The sequence below is a fragment of the Salinicola halimionae genome, from assembly GCF_003206065.1.
In the GTDB taxonomy this organism is placed as follows: domain Bacteria; phylum Pseudomonadota; class Gammaproteobacteria; order Pseudomonadales; family Halomonadaceae; genus Salinicola; species Salinicola halimionae.
Window position 1 is genome coordinate 795243 of sequence record NZ_PZJQ01000004.1, and the last position, 18740, is coordinate 813982.

General features: G+C 58.3%; 16 protein-coding genes. 7 read left to right on the plus strand and 9 right to left on the minus strand.

Translation table 11 applies throughout. The features are described 5' to 3' along the window. Nucleotides 1–97: 97 nt before the first annotated feature. The gene (locus DOM27_RS09510) at nt 98–1099 is read right to left on the minus strand and encodes an SDR family NAD(P)-dependent oxidoreductase (protein WP_110655771.1); all 1002 of its coding nucleotides are present in this window, start codon (nt 1097–1099) and stop codon (nt 98–100) included. Between the two features lie 37 nt (nt 1100–1136). After that, nucleotides 1137–2780 (minus strand): ArnT family glycosyltransferase, encoded by a 1644-nt coding sequence (locus DOM27_RS09515; protein WP_157956744.1) that lies wholly within the window; start codon nt 2778–2780, stop codon nt 1137–1139. Between the two features lie 246 nt (nt 2781–3026). Between DOM27_RS09515 and DOM27_RS09520 the strand changes: the two genes are divergently transcribed. Beyond that, complete coding sequence (locus DOM27_RS09520; RefSeq protein WP_110655773.1) at nt 3027–3689, plus strand: response regulator; 663 nt, start codon at nt 3027–3029, stop codon at nt 3687–3689. Next, nucleotides 3686–5086, plus strand: coding sequence for an ATP-binding protein (locus DOM27_RS09525; protein WP_110655774.1), 1401 nt, complete (start codon nt 3686–3688; stop codon nt 5084–5086). The genes DOM27_RS09520 and DOM27_RS09525 overlap by 4 nt, the downstream gene beginning before the upstream one ends. Before the next feature lie 62 nt (nt 5087–5148). Here the strand turns inward: DOM27_RS09525 and DOM27_RS09530 are convergent, their stop codons facing one another. The 4 genes from DOM27_RS09530 to DOM27_RS09545 all read right to left on the minus strand — a co-directional run bounded on the left by DOM27_RS09530 (nt 5149) and on the right by DOM27_RS09545 (nt 8989). Then, nucleotides 5149–6906 (minus strand): ArnT family glycosyltransferase, encoded by a 1758-nt coding sequence (locus tag DOM27_RS09530; RefSeq protein ID WP_110655775.1) that lies wholly within the window; start codon nt 6904–6906, stop codon nt 5149–5151. Between the two features lie 16 nt (nt 6907–6922). After that, nucleotides 6923–7234 carry a lipid-A-disaccharide synthase N-terminal domain-containing protein gene (locus DOM27_RS09535; RefSeq protein WP_110655776.1) on the minus strand — a complete coding sequence of 104 codons (312 nt, stop codon included), beginning with the start codon at nt 7232–7234 and terminating at the stop codon, nt 6923–6925. Next, nucleotides 7231–8022 (minus strand): glycosyltransferase family 2 protein, encoded by a 792-nt coding sequence (locus DOM27_RS09540; RefSeq protein WP_110655777.1) that lies wholly within the window; start codon nt 8020–8022, stop codon nt 7231–7233. Before DOM27_RS09540 ends, DOM27_RS09535 begins: the two co-directional genes overlap by 4 nt. Nucleotides 8023–8392: 370 nt before the next feature. Further along, nucleotides 8393–8989, minus strand: a complete 597-nt coding sequence (locus DOM27_RS09545) for a LysE family translocator (protein ID WP_110655778.1) — start codon at nt 8987–8989, stop codon at nt 8393–8395. Nucleotides 8990–9091: 102 nt separating this feature from the next. On the opposite strand from DOM27_RS09545, the gene DOM27_RS09550 reads away from it, so the two are divergent. After that, nucleotides 9092–9658 carry a TetR/AcrR family transcriptional regulator gene (locus DOM27_RS09550; RefSeq protein WP_110655779.1) on the plus strand — a complete coding sequence of 189 codons (567 nt, stop codon included), beginning with the start codon at nt 9092–9094 and terminating at the stop codon, nt 9656–9658. 27 nt (nt 9659–9685) lie between these two features. Here DOM27_RS09550 and DOM27_RS09555 read toward each other — a convergent pair whose 3' ends face one another. From DOM27_RS09555 to DOM27_RS09565, 3 genes are all read right to left on the minus strand, one after another. Continuing rightward, nucleotides 9686–10762, minus strand: a complete 1077-nt coding sequence (locus tag DOM27_RS09555; RefSeq protein ID WP_110655780.1) for a PA0069 family radical SAM protein — start codon at nt 10760–10762, stop codon at nt 9686–9688. Nucleotides 10763–10858: 96 nt separating this feature from the next. Next, nucleotides 10859–12724 (minus strand): bifunctional DedA family/phosphatase PAP2 family protein, encoded by a 1866-nt coding sequence (locus tag DOM27_RS09560; protein WP_342588619.1) that lies wholly within the window; start codon nt 12722–12724, stop codon nt 10859–10861. After that, nucleotides 12725–12964, minus strand: a complete 240-nt coding sequence (locus DOM27_RS09565; RefSeq protein ID WP_110655782.1) for an SNARE-associated domain-containing protein — start codon at nt 12962–12964, stop codon at nt 12725–12727. It abuts the gene before it with no gap. Nucleotides 12965–13348: 384 nt separating this feature from the next. On the opposite strand from DOM27_RS09565, the gene DOM27_RS09570 reads away from it, so the two are divergent. From DOM27_RS09570 to DOM27_RS09585, 4 genes are all read left to right on the plus strand, one after another. Continuing rightward, nucleotides 13349–13729 carry a diacylglycerol kinase gene (locus DOM27_RS09570; RefSeq protein WP_342588610.1) on the plus strand — a complete coding sequence of 127 codons (381 nt, stop codon included), beginning with the start codon at nt 13349–13351 and terminating at the stop codon, nt 13727–13729. Beyond that, on the plus strand, nt 13714–14490 hold the full coding sequence (locus tag DOM27_RS09575; protein ID WP_110655783.1) for a phosphatase PAP2 family protein: 777 nt from the start codon (nt 13714–13716) through the stop codon (nt 14488–14490). Before DOM27_RS09570 ends, DOM27_RS09575 begins: the two co-directional genes overlap by 16 nt. Further along, entirely contained in the window at nt 14487–16115 is a 1629-nt protein-coding gene (locus DOM27_RS09580; protein ID WP_110655784.1) for a phosphoethanolamine transferase, read from the plus strand. Before DOM27_RS09575 ends, DOM27_RS09580 begins: the two co-directional genes overlap by 4 nt. A gap of 542 nt (nt 16116–16657) precedes the next feature. Further along, on the plus strand, nt 16658–18460 hold the full coding sequence (locus DOM27_RS09585) for a sensor domain-containing phosphodiesterase (protein ID WP_110655785.1): 1803 nt from the start codon (nt 16658–16660) through the stop codon (nt 18458–18460). Nucleotides 18461–18740: the final 280 nt, after the last annotated feature.

An 18740-nucleotide genomic window follows, 5' to 3' on the forward strand; every position in this document is an offset into this window, starting at 1 on the left:
CAGTCGAGGTGACTTCGGGAACGTAAATGCTACGCCAACAAGCGCCGTCCGGCGACCGCTTCTCGTCGGAGAAACGGTCATGATCTATGACCGGTCGTCAGGCAGTCATGGCTTCCAGGACTAGCCTGCGATACTCGAGCAGCCAGGTCACGAAGTGATCGATGCCCTGTTCGAGTGTCACCTGAGGTGTGTAGTGAATCAGGGATCGCAGTTTATGGGTGTCTGCCCAGGTTTGTTCGACGTCGCCTGGCTGCATCTGCTTGAAATGCCTGATGGCGGTGGTTCCCAGGCGCTTTTCCAGCGTATCGACGAAGTCAAGCAAGGCAATTGGCTTGCCGCGGCCCAGATTGTAGATCTCATGAGGCGCGCGGCGTTCGAGGTTCGGCGTCGGCGCTGGTTTTGGAGGGAGGGGAAGCAGTCGCACGATGCACTCGATGACATCGTCGATATAGGTGAAATCCCGTGCCATGCGACCGTGGTTGAAGAGTTCGATCGGGTCGCCACGCAGCAGACTGGCGGCAAACAGGCAGGGCGCCATGTCGGGGCGTCCCCAGGGGCCGTAGACGGTAAAAAAACGCATGCCGGTCGAGGGCAGTCGGTGCAGGTCGGCGTAGCTATAGGCCATCATTTCGTTGGCGCGTTTGGTCGCGGCGTAGATCGAAGCCGGCTGATCGACGGGGTCGGTTTCCCGGAACGGCAATGTCTTCTGGCGACCGTAGACCGAACTGGATGAGGCGTAGAGCAGGTGCTCGACGTCGTGACGCTTGCACACGTCGAGCAGATTGAGAAAACCGGTCAGGTTGCTGTGGCCGTATTCATGAGGGTGGTCGACCGAGTGTCGCACGCCGGCTTGAGCGGCCAGGTTGACGACATGAGTGAAGCGTTCGCGCGTGAAAAGCGTCTCCAGAGAGGCAAGATCGCTAATGTCGATTCGATGAAAAGGGACGCCCGATAGCTGCTCCACGCGAGCCTGTTTGAGCGACACCGCGTAGTAATCGTTGAGGTTATCGAGTGCCACGACATTGTGGCCCTCTCGAACGAGGCGGTCGGCGAGATGAAAGCCGATGAATCCGGCCGCACCGGTGACGAGGATTTTCATACGGGTCATATCCTTAACGAATCTTTTATCAGTCTAGTCATTGGGCGACGTCTGGGCTCCGAGGGGCGCATGCCGGCATCCGGCCATCGAATGACAACGCGGCGACCGGTACGACATCCAACTGCCCACCTCGGTACTCGAAGACGTGGGCCAGGTTGGGGTCGCCGATCGACGAGCGGAGATCACGATCGCGCCCGATCACCCAGCCTTCGGGGGCCTGACGTTGGAAGCGACATAGATCCGACGAAGTGCCGTTCAACGTGATCAAGGGGTTGCCCAGACGGCCGGCGAACTGGAAAGTCGCTTGATAGCCGTTGCCATTGTAGGCGACCGGAGTGCCCGCATGTTCCAGGTGGGCCAATAGCCGACCAGGTTCGCTGACGTCGTAGCGGCTCCACATCGGTGCCAGCATCAATTGGGTGGCAATCAGCACTGCGATACCAGCGCCCAGCGCCAGGCCTCGCGTTGCTGTTGGCGCGCCAACCCAATTCTGACGCCAGAGAATCGCGGCCCACACGACCAGGGCGAGAGCGCCAAAAGGCGACAGCATGGCGCGGCTCAGGGTGCCGGTGCCAGTGATTATCAGGGTCAGAGCCGTCAGGCCGAGCAGGGCGAAGGCTACCGCCGTCAGGCGAGAGCGAAGACGGGTGTATGGATCGGCACTGCCAAGACGATCCATGATCAGCAGTGCGAGAGCCGGCAACAGCGGCATCAGGTAGTGGATCTGCTTACCGCTGATCAACGAGAAAATCGCCAGCGGTCCGACTAGCCAGATCCAGGCAAGGCGCTGGTGACGATGGCGCGGCAGGCGTGGCCAGCATGATGGCCACAGGGTCCAGGGGAACGCGAGCAGCGCTAGCCAGGGAAGGTACCACCAGCTCGGCCGAGCATGAGCCATGGCCTGTTGAAGGCGGTCAATACTCTGGCCCCAGAGCAGATCCTGAGCATAATCTTGTCCTCCTAGCCAGGCCGCGGGAAGCGCCCAGGTCGTCAGCGTGGCGAGCCCCAACAACAGGGCAATGGCGAGATGGCGCCGGCCGGGCTTGCCTAGCGGTGACGCCCGCCACAGCGGAATCGTCAGTAGAATCGGCCCGAGGGTCACGAACACGGCCGGCCCCTTGGCGAGCAGTGCCGCCCCCAGCCACAGCCCGCTGATGATGGCCTTGCGCAAGTTGAACTGACCCGCGACCAGTGGCGAAATGGCACCCAGCAGGCAGGCGCTGAGCAGGATGTCGAACATCAGCGCGCCGCTGTAGAGATTCCACATCAACATGGCGAACAGCACCATCGGTGCCAGTCGAGCCTGGCTGCCGGCGTAGCCCAACCGGCGGGCGATACGGTATAGGTGGGCCATCGCGATCAGCGACGCCAGTGGCGAAATCAGCTTTGGCCACCATGCATTGACGCCAAACAGGGCCCAACCGGACTGGATCAGCCAGAACAGCAGCGGCGGCTTGTCGGCATAGGGCTCTCCGTTCATCAGGGGTAGCCAAAACGAGTGGGCGTGCCACATCTCCCAGGCAACCGAGACGTAGCGGGTTTCGTCGATCGGCATCAATGGCCGCGCCAGAGCGCTGGCCAGCACCATCGACCACAGCAGGGCAATGACCAGGGCGTCTCGGTGCCTGGCCTCCCACTTCAGAAAATGAAGAGAGTGCGATAACTGGCGGGTAAGAATCACGCGATCACGCCTCGACGGAGTTGTGAGACGCTCACTGTGATGGGGCCGCCTTAACGAAACATTATGAATGTCAGTCAGGGACGAGAGTTGGACCGCATCCCGTGATGACATGCATGATCGACGGACAGCAGCATCGGTGGTGTGACAACACCTGCTAAGAAACCGTTAAGGTCGATGTGTCTCAATGGCATCAGTTGAAAGACCAACCGTCGATTTCCTCGATGGCCAAACGATACGGATACGGCAATGCGCGTACTGTTGGTAGAAGACGACCCGCTGCTGGGGGATGGCATCCGGACTGCCCTGATCCGGGAAGGCTATGTGGTGGATTGGCTGATGAAAGGCCGCGATGCGCTGGAAGCAGTACGCGTCGAACCTTTCTCGCTGGTCGTACTCGATCTGGGGCTGCCGGACATCGACGGTCTCGTGGTGCTCAAGGAGATGCGTCGTCAGTATCCGCTGCCGGTGCTGATCCTGACCGCACGCGACGCGGTCGAGCAGCGCATCATGGGGCTGGACGCCGGGGCCGACGACTACGTGCTCAAACCGTTCGATCTGCAGGAACTGCTGGCGAGGATGCGCGTGGTGACGCGTCGTGCCGAAGGTCGGTCGACTCAACTGCTGTCGATCGGCCAGTTGACCATCGACGAAGCCCAGCACGAAGTTTGCTGGAAAGGGGCTCCCATCGCACTCGCGCGGCGCGAGTTTGCCCTGCTGCTCGAACTGGCCCGAAACAGCGACAAGGTCATGTCGCGCCCCAAACTGGAAAGCCTGCTTTACGGCTGGGGAGAAGAGGTCGGTTCCAACGCGCTGGAAGTCCACGTCCATCATCTACGACGCAAGCTCGACAAACATCTGATCACTACCGTACGAGGTATCGGCTACCGTCTGGATAGTCGCGTGGCATGACATCGATTCGCCGTTATCTCAATGTCACGCTCGTCGGCGTGCTGGTAGTCGTCATGGGGCTGGCGGTCACTGCCGCGTATCTGATCACGCGCCATGAGATGGAAGAGATCTTCGATGCGCAGTTGAGTCTCCAGGCACGGGTCGTCTCCGCATTGGCCGATGTCGACACCACGTCGGAAGAATATCGGGCGATAGCCGAACAGCTCTCCCAGCCTGGCCACTTCGCTCGTTGGTACGGTCAGACCGCCAGCCCCATTTCCCCGGGCGCCGAGCCCAAGCTCTACGGTCACGAAGAGCGGATGCTTTCGGTCGGGTTCTGGGATGTCGAACATCGGCCGATGTTGATGGGCGCCCGCTGGGACGCCAGAGACCAGAGCTTTCCCGCGCCGGTCAAGGAGGGGCATCGCTGGGTGTCTTATGACAACCATCGCTGGCGCGTGTTCAGCATGCCAGTGGAAGGTGGGCGCTGGATCAGCGTGGGCCTGCGCGAGTCGTTTCAGGATGAGCTTTCCAACAAGGTGGCGCTGGGAAATTTTGTCCCGCTGCTGCTGGCACTGCCGATACTGATCTGGTTGATTGCCAGGCTGATCCGGCGCGGCTTGAAGCCGATCGATCATCTATCGCGCCAGGTACAGACCCGGGACGAAAAAGATTTGCGCCCCATAGGTGTCGCCGTGCCTCGCGAGCTTCAAGCTTTGCGCGGCGCGCTCAATGAGTTCATTACGCGTCTCGGCCTGACCCTCGAGCGTGAGCGGCGATTCACCGCCGACGCGGCCCATGAGCTGCGCACCCCATTGGCAGCGATGAAAATTCATCTCGATAACGCGCGCTATGGCGAGCCTAGCGCGCTGGATAAAGCCTATAACGGTATCGAGCGATTACAGCGTGTCGTCGAACAACTGCTGTTGTTGGCGCGCCTCGAGTTTCATCAGGAGCGTCCGGCGCCAGAGACGATCTCGCTACCGGTGTTGGTCATGGATCTGGCCGCCGATCTCTGGCCGCTGGCCGAATCCCGGCAGCAGATGCTGGAGATCGTCGAAGGCGATCCGGTCAATGTGAGCGGCAATACCACCGAGCTGGAGATTCTGGTTCGCAACCTGATGGATAACGCGCTGCGCTACACGCCCGAAGGCGGCGAGGTGGTCGTCGCCATGGGCACCGAAAAACGGCGCCCTTGGCTCACCATTGCCGATTCCGGCCCCGGCATCCCCGAAACTCTGCTGGATGCGGTAACACAACGCTTCCAACGCGCTTCAGACCAGCGTATCAGCGGCAGCGGATTGGGGCTTTCGATCGCAGTCGAGATTGCTCAGCGTCAGCGGTTGACGATGACGCTCGCCAACCGTGAAGGCGGTGGTTTGGAAGTCCAGTTGGATTGGCTTGATCCGGTCGCCTGATTCGCCGGCCAACCGGCACAAAATCCAGATCCTCGTCTTGCATCTCCGGCCCATTCCTTTCTTCAGACGCGGGGCGCGCTGCCGGTATCGTCCGGCAGCGTCGTCGGCGCCACGAATAACGGCGCAGCCTTGTCATCTCCCTTGCATTGGGCGGCTGCAGATGCCGGAATCAGCCACCAGTCGTCACCATTTTGAATGCCCATGTCGATGACCTGATCCGACTCGATGCAGGCGAAGTCCTCGGCTTGTCGTTCCATGGCGAACATCCAGCGGCTGTCGTCCTGCTGCAGCCAGGCGAAAGCCCGCCGAAACTGATCGCTCGCCGGCGTCCGGTCACCGAACTGGATGCTGGGCTGACGCGACTGCAGTAAAAATTCTTCGTCATAATCCGGCATCGCCAGCCAGCTACCGGCACCGGTAATCGATTCCACCTTGGTCATCATATCCCGTGGCGAGCGAGCATGATCCTGTAGCGCATAGCCCCAGGTCGACCAACTGACCCAGAAAACCATCAGCCAGCTCGCCAGCGCCCACAGGCCGCGGCGGGGCCGCATGGCGATCAGTAGCCCCACCGCGATGACGCCAATCACGATCCACCACGCCCACGGCGATACGGCATGGCGCTCGGCGACTTTGGCCAGTGCGGGTAAGCCGGCGGCGCCGAGGACTCCCGTGATCAGCAGGATGCCGCCCAGCAAGCTAAGCAGGCCGAATCCCAGCCAGTGCAGACCTTTCTTGCGGATCAGCCCGGGGAGCAACGGTGCCATCGTCATCACCAGCAACGGTACGGTCGGCAACATGTAGACGCCGCGCTTGCCGGGTGACAGGGAAAAGAAGATTACGATCAGGATGACCGAACTCAGTGGTAGCAGGATACGCGCGTCGGACCGTCGCAAGCGGCGCCACCAGGCGGGGATCGCCCAGGGGAAGGCGAGAACCAGCGGCATCCACGCCCATGGCAGGACGTTGATCAAATAGTAGTACCAGGGTTTGAGGTGGGCCCAGGAGTCGGCATAGCGCTGGCCGGTCTGCTTGAACAGTATATTGTCGCGATACGCGGCCAGAGAGGGATCGTCGCCCCATGTCGCCATGACGGTCATCGGCACCGCCCAGGCGGCAACGCATAGCAGCATGACGGCGATGCCCTGAATGGCATCCTTGAGTGTGAGGCGTGTGATTTGCCCGCGAGAGTTTTTGCGAAAATCGCTGGAATAGCTCATCCATAGCCAGGCCGGCAATAGCGTCAGTGGCAGGATGCCGACGCCTTTGGTGATAATGCCGAGCCCCATCGCCGCCCAGCCCACCAGCCACCAACCCTTGGCGGGCCCGAGCAGGGCATGGCGTAACATACCGTAGGTTGCCAGCGTCGTGCAGAACGTCAGCATCATATCGATCTGTGCCGTCTTGGCCTGCAGCACGAACTGAAATGCTGCCAGCATGGCGAGACCGGAAAGCAGCGCGACGCGTCGACCATGAAGACGCCGACAGAGATCGACGACCAGTAACAGGGTGCCTACGCCGGCCAGCGTCGTGGGTATCAGAAACCCCCAGCGTACGGAGCCGGTGAGCCAAATGCTGAGAGCCGAGGCCCACATGAACACCGGCGGCTTATCTGGGTAGAGCTCGCCACCGCGGTGCGGAAACCAGAATTGCCCGGTGCGTAGCATTTCCAGCGCATTGAGCGCGAATCTCGGCTCGTCGGCCGGCCACGGGTCGCGCAGGCCAATGCCGATGCCCAGTAGCAAGATGGTGAAGAGCAGCAATAACAGCCAGGCACGCCGATATTGCGCTTGTGAGGGATCGGTCCAGAAGCGTCGCATGGGCGAAGGATCTCGTTCAGGAGTTCGAAGCGTTTTCCGAGGATGCGTTTTTCGTAGAATCAGACTGGCGTTTCTCCCGCCGAATCAGCACGAGATTCCGGATATAGATGATCAGCCCCGCGCCCTGGCCTGCGATGAACACCGGGTCACGTCGATAGATGGCGTAGGCCAGTAGCGTTGCGCCACCGCCCAGGCTGAAAAACCAGAAGGCGACCGGAATGATGCTGCGTCTGGCGCGCTCGCTGGCAAGCCACTGGATGATGAAGCGCGCTGAGAACAGCGCCTGACCCACGAATCCGATAGCGACCCACAACCATTCTTGATTCATGATGCTGGCGCCTCCTTGTTCGCGTCCGCCTGACTCTCGGGCTTCTCTACCGTTGGCGAGATCGTGTCGATGACGGTTGCCGGCAATCGGCTACGTCGACGCAACCACATGACCCCGATCATATCCACGATCCCTACCCATAGCCGATTATTGAGGCCGTAGTGCGACTCACCCGTGCCGCGCGGGCGGTGATTGACCGGGACAGAGACACATTCGCCTCCCTGGGCACGAACCAGGGCGGGCAAAAATCGGTGCATATGATCGAAGTAGGGTAGCGAAACGAAGGTATCGCGGTGGATCACCTTGAGACCACAACCGGTATCCGGTGTCGCATCATCGAGCAATGCCGAGCGGACGCGGTTGGCGACCTTGGAAGAAACGCGTTTGATCCAGTCATCGCGGCGGTTGGTGCGATGACCCGCGACCAGCGTAACGTCTCCCAGTTGGGCTCGTTCGAACAGCTTTGGAAGGTCCGCGGGATCATTCTGGCCATCGCCGTCCAGCGTACCCAGCCAGGTTCCTCGGGCCGACCATGCCGCCTGCCATACCGAGGTGCTTTGTCCCGCGCTGCGAGCATGGCGCAACGGGCGCAATCGTGAATCCTGCGCCGCGCGCTGCTTCAGCATCTCCCAGGTACCGTCCGTCGAGGCATCGTCGACCACGATGACTTCATGGTCGACGGAAGAGAGCGCCAGACTGATTTCATCGAGCAGGCCGGGGAGATTGCCGACTTCGTCCTTGGCGGGAATCAGAATGGAAAGCAGGGGCGATGTAAGTGGCGCGTGCATCGATGAGGAGTTCCTGAAGAGAGTTCTGACGGTTCTTGGCAATGGCGCCTGGCAGCAAATTGTTGCTAGGCAATCGCCTTCGGCGAGTCCTTTCTCGATTCGAAGAGGGTTTCAAACATCGATCTCCCCCTTCCTTCGTGAAAGCAATAATTGAAAACGGTATCAGCCACGGCTGACTGTACTCTAGATTCGATAGCAGGGAGGCTACATGGTCGCGGTTCAGGCTTAAAGAAATCTTAACCGGTAGGACGGGGGCGAAATCGTGACACTGCGCGAATGGCGGAGCTGAGGCCCATTGGGAACGTCTGGATCTCGTCAGGCAGGAAGTTACTCATGCCTTGGCTCAGCATGGGTCAGGTCTTTCCAGGTATCAGCTGTAGAAGAGTGCCCAGCAAACGGCGATCACCATTAGCGCTGCAAAGCCGAACCGTAACCGTCGTGAAGCCGCGGGGTGCTGAAACAGTGGGCGTATCGCACCGCCCAGGCACAGCCAAAAAAGATTGGTGATGACTGCGACTGCCATGCAGGTGAGCATCGTCATCAGGTAGGCCGCGACCACGGGAGACACTGGCAGGAGAAATTTGGAGTAGATCACCAACAGGACTGCATAGGACTTGGGGTTCAGTATATTGAGTAGAACGCCATCGGTTAATGTCAGGCATGATCCACCGGCCTGATTCGGGTCCAGTGGGGTCGTGGCGATTCGATAGGCCAGGTAGAGCACATACAGGCCTCCGAGAATCTGCAGAGCCGATTTGAGGCTGGGCCAGGCTGCCAGCAACGTCGCCAGCCCGAGAGAGGCGGCGACCATCGATAATCCCAGGCCGAGCAGGATACCGAGGTATAGCGAGATCGTCCGGCGAATGCCAAAGGTAGCCGATGTCGCGACTATCGTCATCGGGCCGGGCCCCGGAGAGCCAAACAGCAGCAGCGCTGTCACCGCCAGGGTCGTAACGTCGGAGATCATCGGTGGGTCTCCCGCTGGAAAATAATAGAACCGATCGGTACCATTTGAGTTGAAACGGTACTGGTCATTACCATGACGAGTCAAGCGTGCAGGAGATGAAGAATGCCGACAAACGCCCGTGACAGGCTGATCACGACGGCGGAAACGCTTTTCTATCGCGAGGGAATTCAAGCCGTTGGTATCAGTGAACTGATCGCCGCTGCCGGCATTGGGCGGGCCTCGTTCTACCGACATTTCGAGAGCAAGGAGGCTTTACTGCACGCGGTTCTTCGCTGCCGCAACGAAAAAACACTGACGGTGTTCGGCGCCGCGTTGGCCTCTTGCGGCAGTGATCCTCTTCGCGTGTTCGACGTGGTGGCGGAACGCTACGGCGCCGATGATTTTCGTGGCTGCGCTTTCATCAATGCGATGGTGGAGGCCGCCGATCGACATGGCGAAACGCATCGCATCGCGAGGGAGCACAAGCTAGCGCAGATAAGGCTGCTGTCCGATAGGCTTCACGAGTCCGGTTATCGGCAACCCGACCGGCTCGCCGGCCACTTCCAGCTATTGATCGATGGTGCGGTGGTGGGGGTTCTCAGGGAGGGCAATACTCGGCCCGTGGAGATGGCGCGAGATATCGCGAGCCATCTGTTGGTTTCCTGGCGGCCCACTCATTCGAATCGATGATTACCGAGGCGTTGCCGCCTTCGTGGCTCAGTTGAACAGATCCTGCTGGGCATGAGGTGCCCTGAATTGCGTGATATCCAGGCCCAGGTCGGCGCGCCGTTCCAGTCCCAAACGCGTTGCGGCGCGGCGAAAACGCTGGCCGATCATGTCGACGAACAACCCGTCCCCTCGCATGCGGTGACCGAAGCGGCTGTCATTGTTTTGGCCGCCCCGAGATTGGCGGATCAGGCTCATCACCTTGCCCGCGCGATCCGGATAGTGCGCCTCCAGCCAGGCCTCGAACAGCGGTGAAACCTCTCGCGGCAATCGCAACAACGTCCAGCTGGCGGTGCGGGCGCCGGCTTCAGCGGCATGGTTCAGGAGGGTCTCGATCTCGCTGTCGTTGATGGCGGGGATCACCGGGGCCACCAGAACGCCGACTGGCACCCCGGCTTCATGCAGGTCTCGAACGATCTTGAGCCGCGCCGCGGGAGAGGCAGTACGCGGCTCCAGAGTGCGCTTCAGTTCATTGTCGAGCGAGGTCAGGCTTACGAATACTCTAACGAGTCGGTGACGCGCCATCTCGGCGAGCAGTTCGCGGTCGCGCAGAATGAGGGTGCTCTTGGTCACCAGCGTGACCGGATGGCGGCACGCCAGCAGTAGTTCCAGCAGCGAGCGCGTCGTGCCATGTTGCGCCTCGATCGGCTGGTAGCAGTCGGTATTGCCGGAGAGATTGATCGGCCGGCAGACATATCCCGGTTTGCACAGCTCTTCTCGCAGCCGGTCGACCATGCCCGTCTTGGCGATCAGCCGTGTCTCGAAATCGATGCCGGGAGACAGGTCCCAGTAGGCGTGGCTGGGACGGGCATAGCAGTAGATGCAGCCGTGCTCGCAACCGCGATAGGGATTGAGTGAGCGGTCGAATCCCAGATCCGGCGACTGATTCCAGGAAAGCGCCGAGCGTGGGGCTTCGAACTGCACCCGGGTGGCGATCCGAGGTGACAGTTCTTCCTGCCACCAACCGTCGTCCTCCACTGTGCTGTGGGTAGGCTGGAAACGATTGTCGGGATTGTAGGTCGCTCCGCGGCCTTTCAAAAAGCGGGAAGGGCAAGAGGGAGACGACATGGCAGCGACTCCTGTGGCTGGCCTCGAAAACTGTATTTATGTACAGTATTGTGGGTCAGCCCGGCCGATTCGGCAAGTGGTAATTCGGGTCGCGCACTAGTCGGGTTCGCGGATCAGGGTGGGCAGTGCCTGAGAAACTGGGTTCTGACGACTCGGCGTTGTCGTTGCTCTGTTCGGGACCGCATGCCCCACGATAATGTCGCTCGCTTCATTGTCATTCAATCGTTTGAGCTTAGCCGTTGCGTTATTTTGCAAGGTTTTAAATAACATTTTCTGCATAGATGTGGGGGCTTTTTCATCTTGCTCCCAAGAGATCCATTCAAGGACTGTTCTACGCGTCTGTAAGCGCAGAGAACCGTTCCACAAAGGGACGTCTGTCGATTTGCCTACGTTCGTTAGCCGGAACGAGGTGGGCCACATTCGAATGACTAATCTCTGTGTGGAACTTCCCTGCAATGCGAGCGATGCGCTCAGGGAAGGAGGGTGTCCGTCATCAAGGCGAGGTAGGACGGGTAAGAATGTTTCGCCAGCCTCCGGAGTTAGCCACGCTAGAGTGTTTTCGAACGTCCAGGGCGTATCGACATGCCATCCTTGGCGACTCAGCGCTCGGCCCAGGGCGTCGAGCCTCCCGGCCCACTGCAGTCCCAGCGGCTCTTCCACCTCACCGGCCAGATCGACGCGATTTGTCGGGATGCCTGGAGCGCTGCCATGCCACCACTGCTGCCAGCTGATCGATTGATCCGCGGTCTCGGGGGTATACCGTTTACGATCGAGGTCGAGTTGCCGAAAGACATGGTAGGGCAATGCGATCGTCAGCGTGATCAACAGGACGGCAGCGAGGCCCTTTGCCTCCACGCGCTTCGTCTCATGCCGTTGATGAAAGATCGCGACGAGAATCGCCCAGGCGGTGCCGATGGCCATGCCCGCCACGACGTCGGCGAACCAGTGGGCGCCGAGGTAAAGTCGGGAAAAGGCAATCATCGACACCCAGAGACACGCGGCCCCGATCACCCAGCTCCGCAAGCTGGCCGACAGATCGCGAGCGATAAGATAAGCCAGAAAACCGTACAAGACGGCATTGATGGTGGCGTGGCCGCTGGGAAAGGAAAAGAGCTCCCAACCGCTGTAAAGATTGGCGGTCGGTCGCGGCCATTGCACCCAAGCTTTAATGCCCGGTGTGAACAGAGCCGCCCCTCCCAACGCCAGCAGCCAATAACATGTGCTGCGCCAAGCCCGCCTGCTCAATAGCCAGGCTGCTATCGTCAAGGTCAGTGTAGTGGTAACGAAGCCATCTCCCATCTCCGTGATCACCAGCATCACACTGTCGCCCCACTGGGAACGCAGGGCCTGTAGGGCATGGAAGATGGCCTGGTTGGCTTGGACCAGGGGCTCTTTCGTCACCAGGTCCTCGAGCAGACCGGCAAACACCCATAGGCATCCGAGCATCGTCAGTAAGGCCACGATAGTCAGTGTTTGCATGCCGCTTGCCGAGTGAGCCATTCGTGCCAGGTATCGACCTGCCGGTGTCCTCGGGCTCCGAGCCCAGCGCGCCAGACCCTTCTGGGCCTTCGATAAAGCCTGTTGTCCGTAGGGCGTCAGGATTCGACGGCTTATCCATGGAATCGCCCATGCCAACGCGGCGATCAGCCCCGCCAGCACGGCCAGACGGCCGCCGATCTGTGCAAGGATCTGCAATGAGGTACCGAGGAATATGCCGGCGAGCACGTGGCTGGGGGCCCAGATCAATGCGGAGGCGATATTGACCGCGTAGAACCGGTTAGCGGGCATCCGACTCATGCCGGCCACCAAAGGGACAAAAGCGCGGGGCCCCTGAACGAACCGCGCCGCGAAGACGCTCTTGCCGCCATGCCGCTTGAACAACGACTCGGCCTGATTCAGCCACTGCGGGTAGCGGCTGAGGGGCCATATTCGAGCGATCCGGGATGGGTAATGCGAACCTATTCAGAAAGAAAGGCCATCACCGGCAACGGCGCCCATGACGGCCGCGACAAAAAGCGGCAACGTTCCCAACGTCCCGGCACTGGCCAGCGCGCTCAAGGCCACAATCAGCATCGACCCCGGGAACAGCGCGCCGATCACGGGCATCGCTTCCAGCAGCGCGGACAAGCCCACCACGAGATAGGCGAGTAGCGCATATCGCGATGCGATATCGGTCACCAGGCCTATGAAATGATCGAGCATCGGGGCGATCCATGAATTGTATGCGGACTGATAAGCGATAGATGGCTGAGTCAGCATTGAATCAATCAGCATCAGCGATGTGCGTGGAATTGTCGTCGTGACGAGCCTAAGTCAGATATTCTGAAGAGAGCCTTATTGATCAGAAAACGATGGAAAAAATCGCTTCAAGAATTCTTGGCTATGGGACTGATTCCCTTCAGGAACTGGATATGAACAGGGAGGAAATCTATTTCCGTCTAATCTTAAATAAGGCTTATGAGATAAAATTATTCTTCTTTGAATGATAATTTTATCTTAAGTCAATCCTCGCAAGATGCCCTCTCTGAAGCTGGTTCAATAGTTATTGAACAGTGGGTCGCACAACGTCAGAGGGGCTAGATATTCGTGAAAGCTACGACAGATCAATCCATTGCACCGCCACATAAAGGGCTGCTGCGGATATTCCACGCGACGAAGTACTCCTTATCAGGCCTGAAGCAGGCATGGCAACAGGAAGCGGCATTCCGTCAGGAAGTCGTTATCTGCGCGCTATGTCTTCCTGTCGTGCTGCTGGCGGATGTCGCCGGCTTGGAAAGGGCCATGCTCTTCGGTAGCGCGTTACTGGTCATCATCGTGGAGCTGATCAACTCGGCTCTGGAGGCGACCGTGGATCGGATCGGGCTGGAACATCATCCTCTCAGTGGCAGTGCAAAAGACATGGGGTCGGCAGCCGTTCTGGTCAGCCTGGTTCTGATGGTAGGGGTATGGCTATGCATACTTCTGTAGATTTCGAACGTCACCTTTTGCGTTTGTGTTACGGATGGCTTTTTTTTATTCCGCTGATGTTGTTTTTCCACCTTTATGGCATTGATTTTCATATTGCCGATTATCTTTATCAGTGGGAAGGCGGGCAATGGCTGCTGAGAGATAATGTCATCGCCAAATCCGTCTTTCATGATGACGGTCGCACATTGAGCGAGTTGATGGGTGTCGTACTAATCGTGTTGACCGTGACCGCTTTCCTGAAAAAAGGATGGAATCACTGGCGTCGGCCTCTTCTCTATCTTATAGCAGCAGTCACCGCATCGACCGTGACCGTCAGTCTTATCAAGAATGCCATCAGTATGGATTGCCCTTGGGACCTGGCCCGCTACGGCGGCAATCTGCCCTTTATTGGCCTATGGGAAGTTCGCCCTGCCGGCATGCCCGACACCGCATGTTTTCCCGCCGGACATGCCAGCGCGGGCTATGCCTGGATCGCCCTGTATTTTTGTCTGACCGTCATGGTACCGCAATGGAAGCTTCTTGGCTTGGCCATTGGGCTGGGAATGGGTTTGGCCTTTGGCATCGATCAACAACTCAGAGGCGCCCATTTCTTATCCCATGACTTATTCACGCTCATGATCTGCTGGTCATGCAGCGCCCTCCTGGGGTGGCTGATGTTGAGACATGTCAGTGTGGATCTGGAATCGAAAGAACCGCTCTCATCAGCGGGTTACCAATCCGCTAGAACCCCTGCTCATTATGTGAAAAAGGAGGGGGTATGAGAAAAATTACCAAATTTTTGAGTCGCCGCCCCGTTATTAGTCCCGAGCTTTTAACCTTAATCGTCTCGATTTCGTTTACGCTTTTCTATAATGGGCCGTTCTGGGAGAAAGTGTTTGAAATGCACGCTCCTGGCGTGCCAGCATCGTGGCTGACGCTGCTGGGGTATGGCGTGTTGATGACCCTGTTGCAATATGTCGTCTTCATGCTGATCGCAACACGTTATACCGTCAAGCCTGTCCTGATATTATTGATATTGACAGCAGCAAGTGTCAGTTATTTTACCGCTGCCTATCATACCTATTTCGACACCACGATGGTCGTCAATACGCTCCAGACCGATGCTCATGAGGCGGGCGAGCTGCTGACCGTTGGGTTGTTCGAGCATCTGTTGCTCTTTGCGATATTGCCGATCGTGATTCTGTTGAGGTTCCGGGTGTCGACGGTCCGCTGGAAAACCGCACTCCTGAGAAAGATCGCTTACTTTTCCGGGGGAGTCGTTCTGTTGATCGGCAGCGCGCTGTTGATTTATCAAAGTCTCGCTTCGGAGATGCGTAATAATCCTGAGATGAGATATCTGCTAACACCCGGTAACTATGTTGTCTCATTGGCAAGAGTGCTGACGGCTAGCGAGAAGAACAAGGTGAAGGCGAAGATACCCTTGACCTCTGACGCGATCTACGTGGGTGATGTCAAGCCCAAGCTAATCATGATGGTGGTGGGTGAGACAGTCCGTGCCGCCAACTGGGGGCTTAATGGTTACGAGCGACAGACGACCCCGGAGCTTGCCAAACGCGATCTGGTCAACTATCCGGATGTGAGTTCTTGCGGCACGAGTACGGCCGTCTCGGTTCCGTGTATGTTTTCTCCGTGGGGGCGAGACGACTATGATGGCAGCGCGATAGAGCAGCATGAGTCGCTGCTGGATGTCCTGAAGTTGGCGGGCTTCGATGTCCTCTGGATCGACAATCAGTCCGGCTGCAAAGGCGTCTGTGAACGGGTGACGAGTATCAAGATGGACGCATCGACCCATCAACCGGGTTGTACGAAAAATGAATGTTTTGACGATTCGCTACGGGAAGCGCTGGAAGATAGAACGAAGGATCTCAAGAAGAATACGGTCATTGTTCTGCATGAAATGGGCAACCATGGTCCTAGCTATTACAAGCGCTATCCCAAGGCCTATGAAACATTCACCCCCGTGTGTCGCGAAGACGACCTCAGTCAATGTGATATGCAAAGCATCAAGAATGCTTATGATAATGCGATATTGTATAACGACCATGTATTGTCCGGCATGATCGACTACCTAGAGAGCCAGGACGCCGTAGATGCGACGTTGCTTTACGCCTCTGATCATGGTGAATCGCTGGGGGAGAATGGCGTCTATCTTCATGGGCTACCCTATTTGATTGCGCCTGATGAGCAGACGCATGTCCCCATGATCTGGTGGCTTTCCAAATCTATCCTGCAAGATGAAAATATCGACTACAGCTGCATTCAGTCAGAGGCTGCATCTCAGCATAGTCACGCGAACCTGTTTCACACCATCCTGGGTTTGGCCCAAGTGAAAACGGATATTTACGACGCCAAAAAGGATATGATCGCTTCCTGTCAGTCGTCTTGAGTCATCTATGGGCTTCAGATCGATGCACAACGGCGTCTCTTCGGAGCGCCGTTACAAGTCAAAGGATTAGATATAAGATCCCGCTTTCACGGGCTGCCGTTTTGTCAACTGTGCAACCCTCTTCAAAATTCTTCTCCTATACCTCGGTTTTCGGAAACGTCATGGCGTTAAAGGTTGTTGGCTTTTATTCTGGCATCGGTCTTTAACGCTTTTAGCAATATCGCGATCCACAATCGCTGTCGATATCGTGGCGGTGGCCGCCGATCACAGTCGGCGAGGTTTGCTTTACGGCAATCCTGGCCGGACCTGCGGCTACCTCTTCGAGGAAAAGACGCATGGCCTAATCGATAAGGGTGGTGTTGGAGCGTGGCGTCTCGTAGGCAACGCTGTGCCTTTAGCGCTCCGGTCGCCAGGCATTCGTGGGCATCGTCGAACATCGTGATGTGGATCGTTGAAGAATTTGGTCACTTTGCCGATACCTTTCCAAAGGCTTCTGGCTAGGCGTTGACAGCGCCTGGAAGCCACAGAGAGGAAGTTTCGTGATGGCCAATGCCCTCGATACTCAGACGATCGATGAATACGAGCGCAGACGTTTATTGACGCTGCGGCAGCTGAACCTGCTGGATACCCCGCCTAGTGAGAGTTTCGATCGCATCACGCGCATCGCCAGCGAGCTTTTCAATCTACCCATCGCCGCCGTCTCGCTGACCGACGAGGATCGTCAATGGTTCAAGTCGCGGGTGGGGGTCGATCACTGGGAGATACCGCGATTCAAGGCGTGTTTTGGAGAGGTGGCGGATTCCTCTCAGGTGCTGGTGCTGCCGGATCTGCTCGAATCACCGCACTATTGCAACAGCCCCCTGGCGAAATCAGGCATTCGCTTTTATGCCGGGGCACCACTGCGAACTTATGACGGCTATACGCTGGGCGCGATGTGTGTACTGGGTAGCGAGCCGCGGAGCGTGACCGAACATGAGATAAACGTCCTGCAGGATCTGGCAGCGATGGTCATGGCCCAGATCGAATTGCAGCATGCCTTCGGCAGACTCGATCCGCTCACCGGGCTGTACAACAGCAGCAAGTTTCTCGAGGATCTCGAGGACCGGGCCCGGGATCGCGCTGGCGCAAGCTGTTTCGCGCTTTACATAGAGCTGATCGATATCGCCGAGATGTATTCGTTGCAGCGCGTTTTGGGGCCGGCTTGTCTCGACGAAGTGGCGCGTGAAGCTGCCATGCGACTCCAACTACAGCTAGGCGTCGCCACAGTGCTTTACCAGGTAGGCCCGGGGCAGTACGTGCTCATTTTGGACAGCACCGAGCGCTGCCTGAATGATTGCGAAGCGCTGGACAGGGCGTTACATCTCAGGCAGTTGTTGTTGAGCATGCCGTTAGGGGATGCGGCGCCTTTCATGTTGCATCCCGTGGTGGGGGTGGCGCCTTTCCGGCTGGGCGAGATCGCCCCGGTCGATGTACTGCGAATCGCTCACAGTGCCTGTCAGTCCGCCCGCGATAGCGAAGCCGGCGTAAGCCTATTCTCCTCGTCCCTGGATGAGCAGCATCTTCGACGCTTTGCGCTGATCAGTGGCTTTCGTCACGCCCTTGAGGATACCGGACAACTACAGCTGGTCTATCAGCCGAGAGTATCCCTGATAACGGACGATTGTGTGGGCGTGGAAGCGCTCGTTCGGTGGGAGCACCCAGTCCTGGGCGCGATCTTCCCCGACGAATTTATCCCGCTCGTCGAAAATACGCCCATGATCCGGTCGTTGACCGATTGGGTTCTTCGCCATGCCATCGATCAGGCCGGAATATGGTACCGCCGTGGCCTGGTGTTACGGGTGTCCATCAATATCTCTGCAGCCAACCTCGCAGAGTCGGATTTCACCGCTCGGCTCAAGACGTATCTGGCCGAGCAGGCGTTGCCGGTAGTGGGCCTCGAGCTGGAGCTGACCGAAAGCGCGCTGATCGGCAACACCCGGACCGCCGTCGAAGCGCTCGATGTCCTGGTGGAAGCCGGCATCAGGATCGCCATCGATGACTTTGGTACCGGCTATAGCAGCCTGGCCTACTTGCAGGAAGTGCCGGCCGACGTGATAAAGATCGACCGTTCATTCGTCGCTCAGATCGATCACGAAGTGCGCAGCCAGACCCTGATCAAGGCGATGATCTCCATGGCTCATGATCTTGACTATCACGTGGTTGCCGAAGGGGTGGAAACCCCGGAAAGTTACCAGATGCTGCAGGCACTGGGCTGCGACGAAGCGCAAGGTTACTGGATGGCCCGGCCAATGACCGTCGAGGCCTTCGACGATTGGTTGGCTGCTCGACATGAGAACTGCCCGTGACCCACCTTCAGGGTAGATGATGGAGTCTCGACCACGCTCGGGGATTGCGGTTGTTGCCCTGATCAACTCGCGTACCCCTCAAGGGTTTGCGCTCAGAGGCGTCGCGGATAGAGCGTTTTGGCGCCTTTCGATTGGAAAGACTTTTTGCAACTCACCGAAATTTCGCTCGTTCAGTTTTCTCTGACTTGAGTCGATCCGGTGCTCGATCGAGAGCTGTCGTTTCGTCATTTTCAAGCTGATTTCCCGGGCGGTTTCACCCGGAGATCTTCCTCTCTCGGGC

Bases quoted from the DNA above. Each gene is read 5' to 3' on its own strand.
- DOM27_RS09530 (WP_110655775.1), bottom strand. From the start codon at position 6,906: ATGCGACGCTTCTGGACCGATCCCTCACAAGCGCAATATCGGCGTGCC.
- DOM27_RS09535 (WP_110655776.1), bottom strand. From the start codon at position 7,234: ATGAATCAAGAATGGTTGTGGGTCGCTATCGGATTCGTGGGTCAGGCG.
- DOM27_RS09510 (WP_110655771.1), bottom strand. From the start codon at position 1,099: ATGAAAATCCTCGTCACCGGTGCGGCCGGATTCATCGGCTTTCATCTC.
- DOM27_RS09565 (WP_110655782.1), bottom strand. From the start codon at position 12,964: ATGCTCGATCATTTCATAGGCCTGGTGACCGATATCGCATCGCGATAT.
- DOM27_RS09580 (WP_110655784.1), top strand. From the start codon at position 14,487: ATGAGAAAAATTACCAAATTTTTGAGTCGCCGCCCCGTTATTAGTCCC.
- DOM27_RS09585 (WP_110655785.1), top strand. From the start codon at position 16,658: ATGGCCAATGCCCTCGATACTCAGACGATCGATGAATACGAGCGCAGA.
- DOM27_RS09520 (WP_110655773.1), top strand. From the start codon at position 3,027: ATGCGCGTACTGTTGGTAGAAGACGACCCGCTGCTGGGGGATGGCATC.
- DOM27_RS09540 (WP_110655777.1), bottom strand. From the start codon at position 8,022: ATGCACGCGCCACTTACATCGCCCCTGCTTTCCATTCTGATTCCCGCC.
- DOM27_RS09550 (WP_110655779.1), top strand. From the start codon at position 9,092: ATGCCGACAAACGCCCGTGACAGGCTGATCACGACGGCGGAAACGCTT.
- DOM27_RS09555 (WP_110655780.1), bottom strand. From the start codon at position 10,762: ATGTCGTCTCCCTCTTGCCCTTCCCGCTTTTTGAAAGGCCGCGGAGCG.
- DOM27_RS09545 (WP_110655778.1), bottom strand. From the start codon at position 8,989: ATGATCTCCGACGTTACGACCCTGGCGGTGACAGCGCTGCTGCTGTTT.
- DOM27_RS09525 (WP_110655774.1), top strand. From the start codon at position 3,686: ATGACATCGATTCGCCGTTATCTCAATGTCACGCTCGTCGGCGTGCTG.
- DOM27_RS09575 (WP_110655783.1), top strand. From the start codon at position 13,714: ATGCATACTTCTGTAGATTTCGAACGTCACCTTTTGCGTTTGTGTTAC.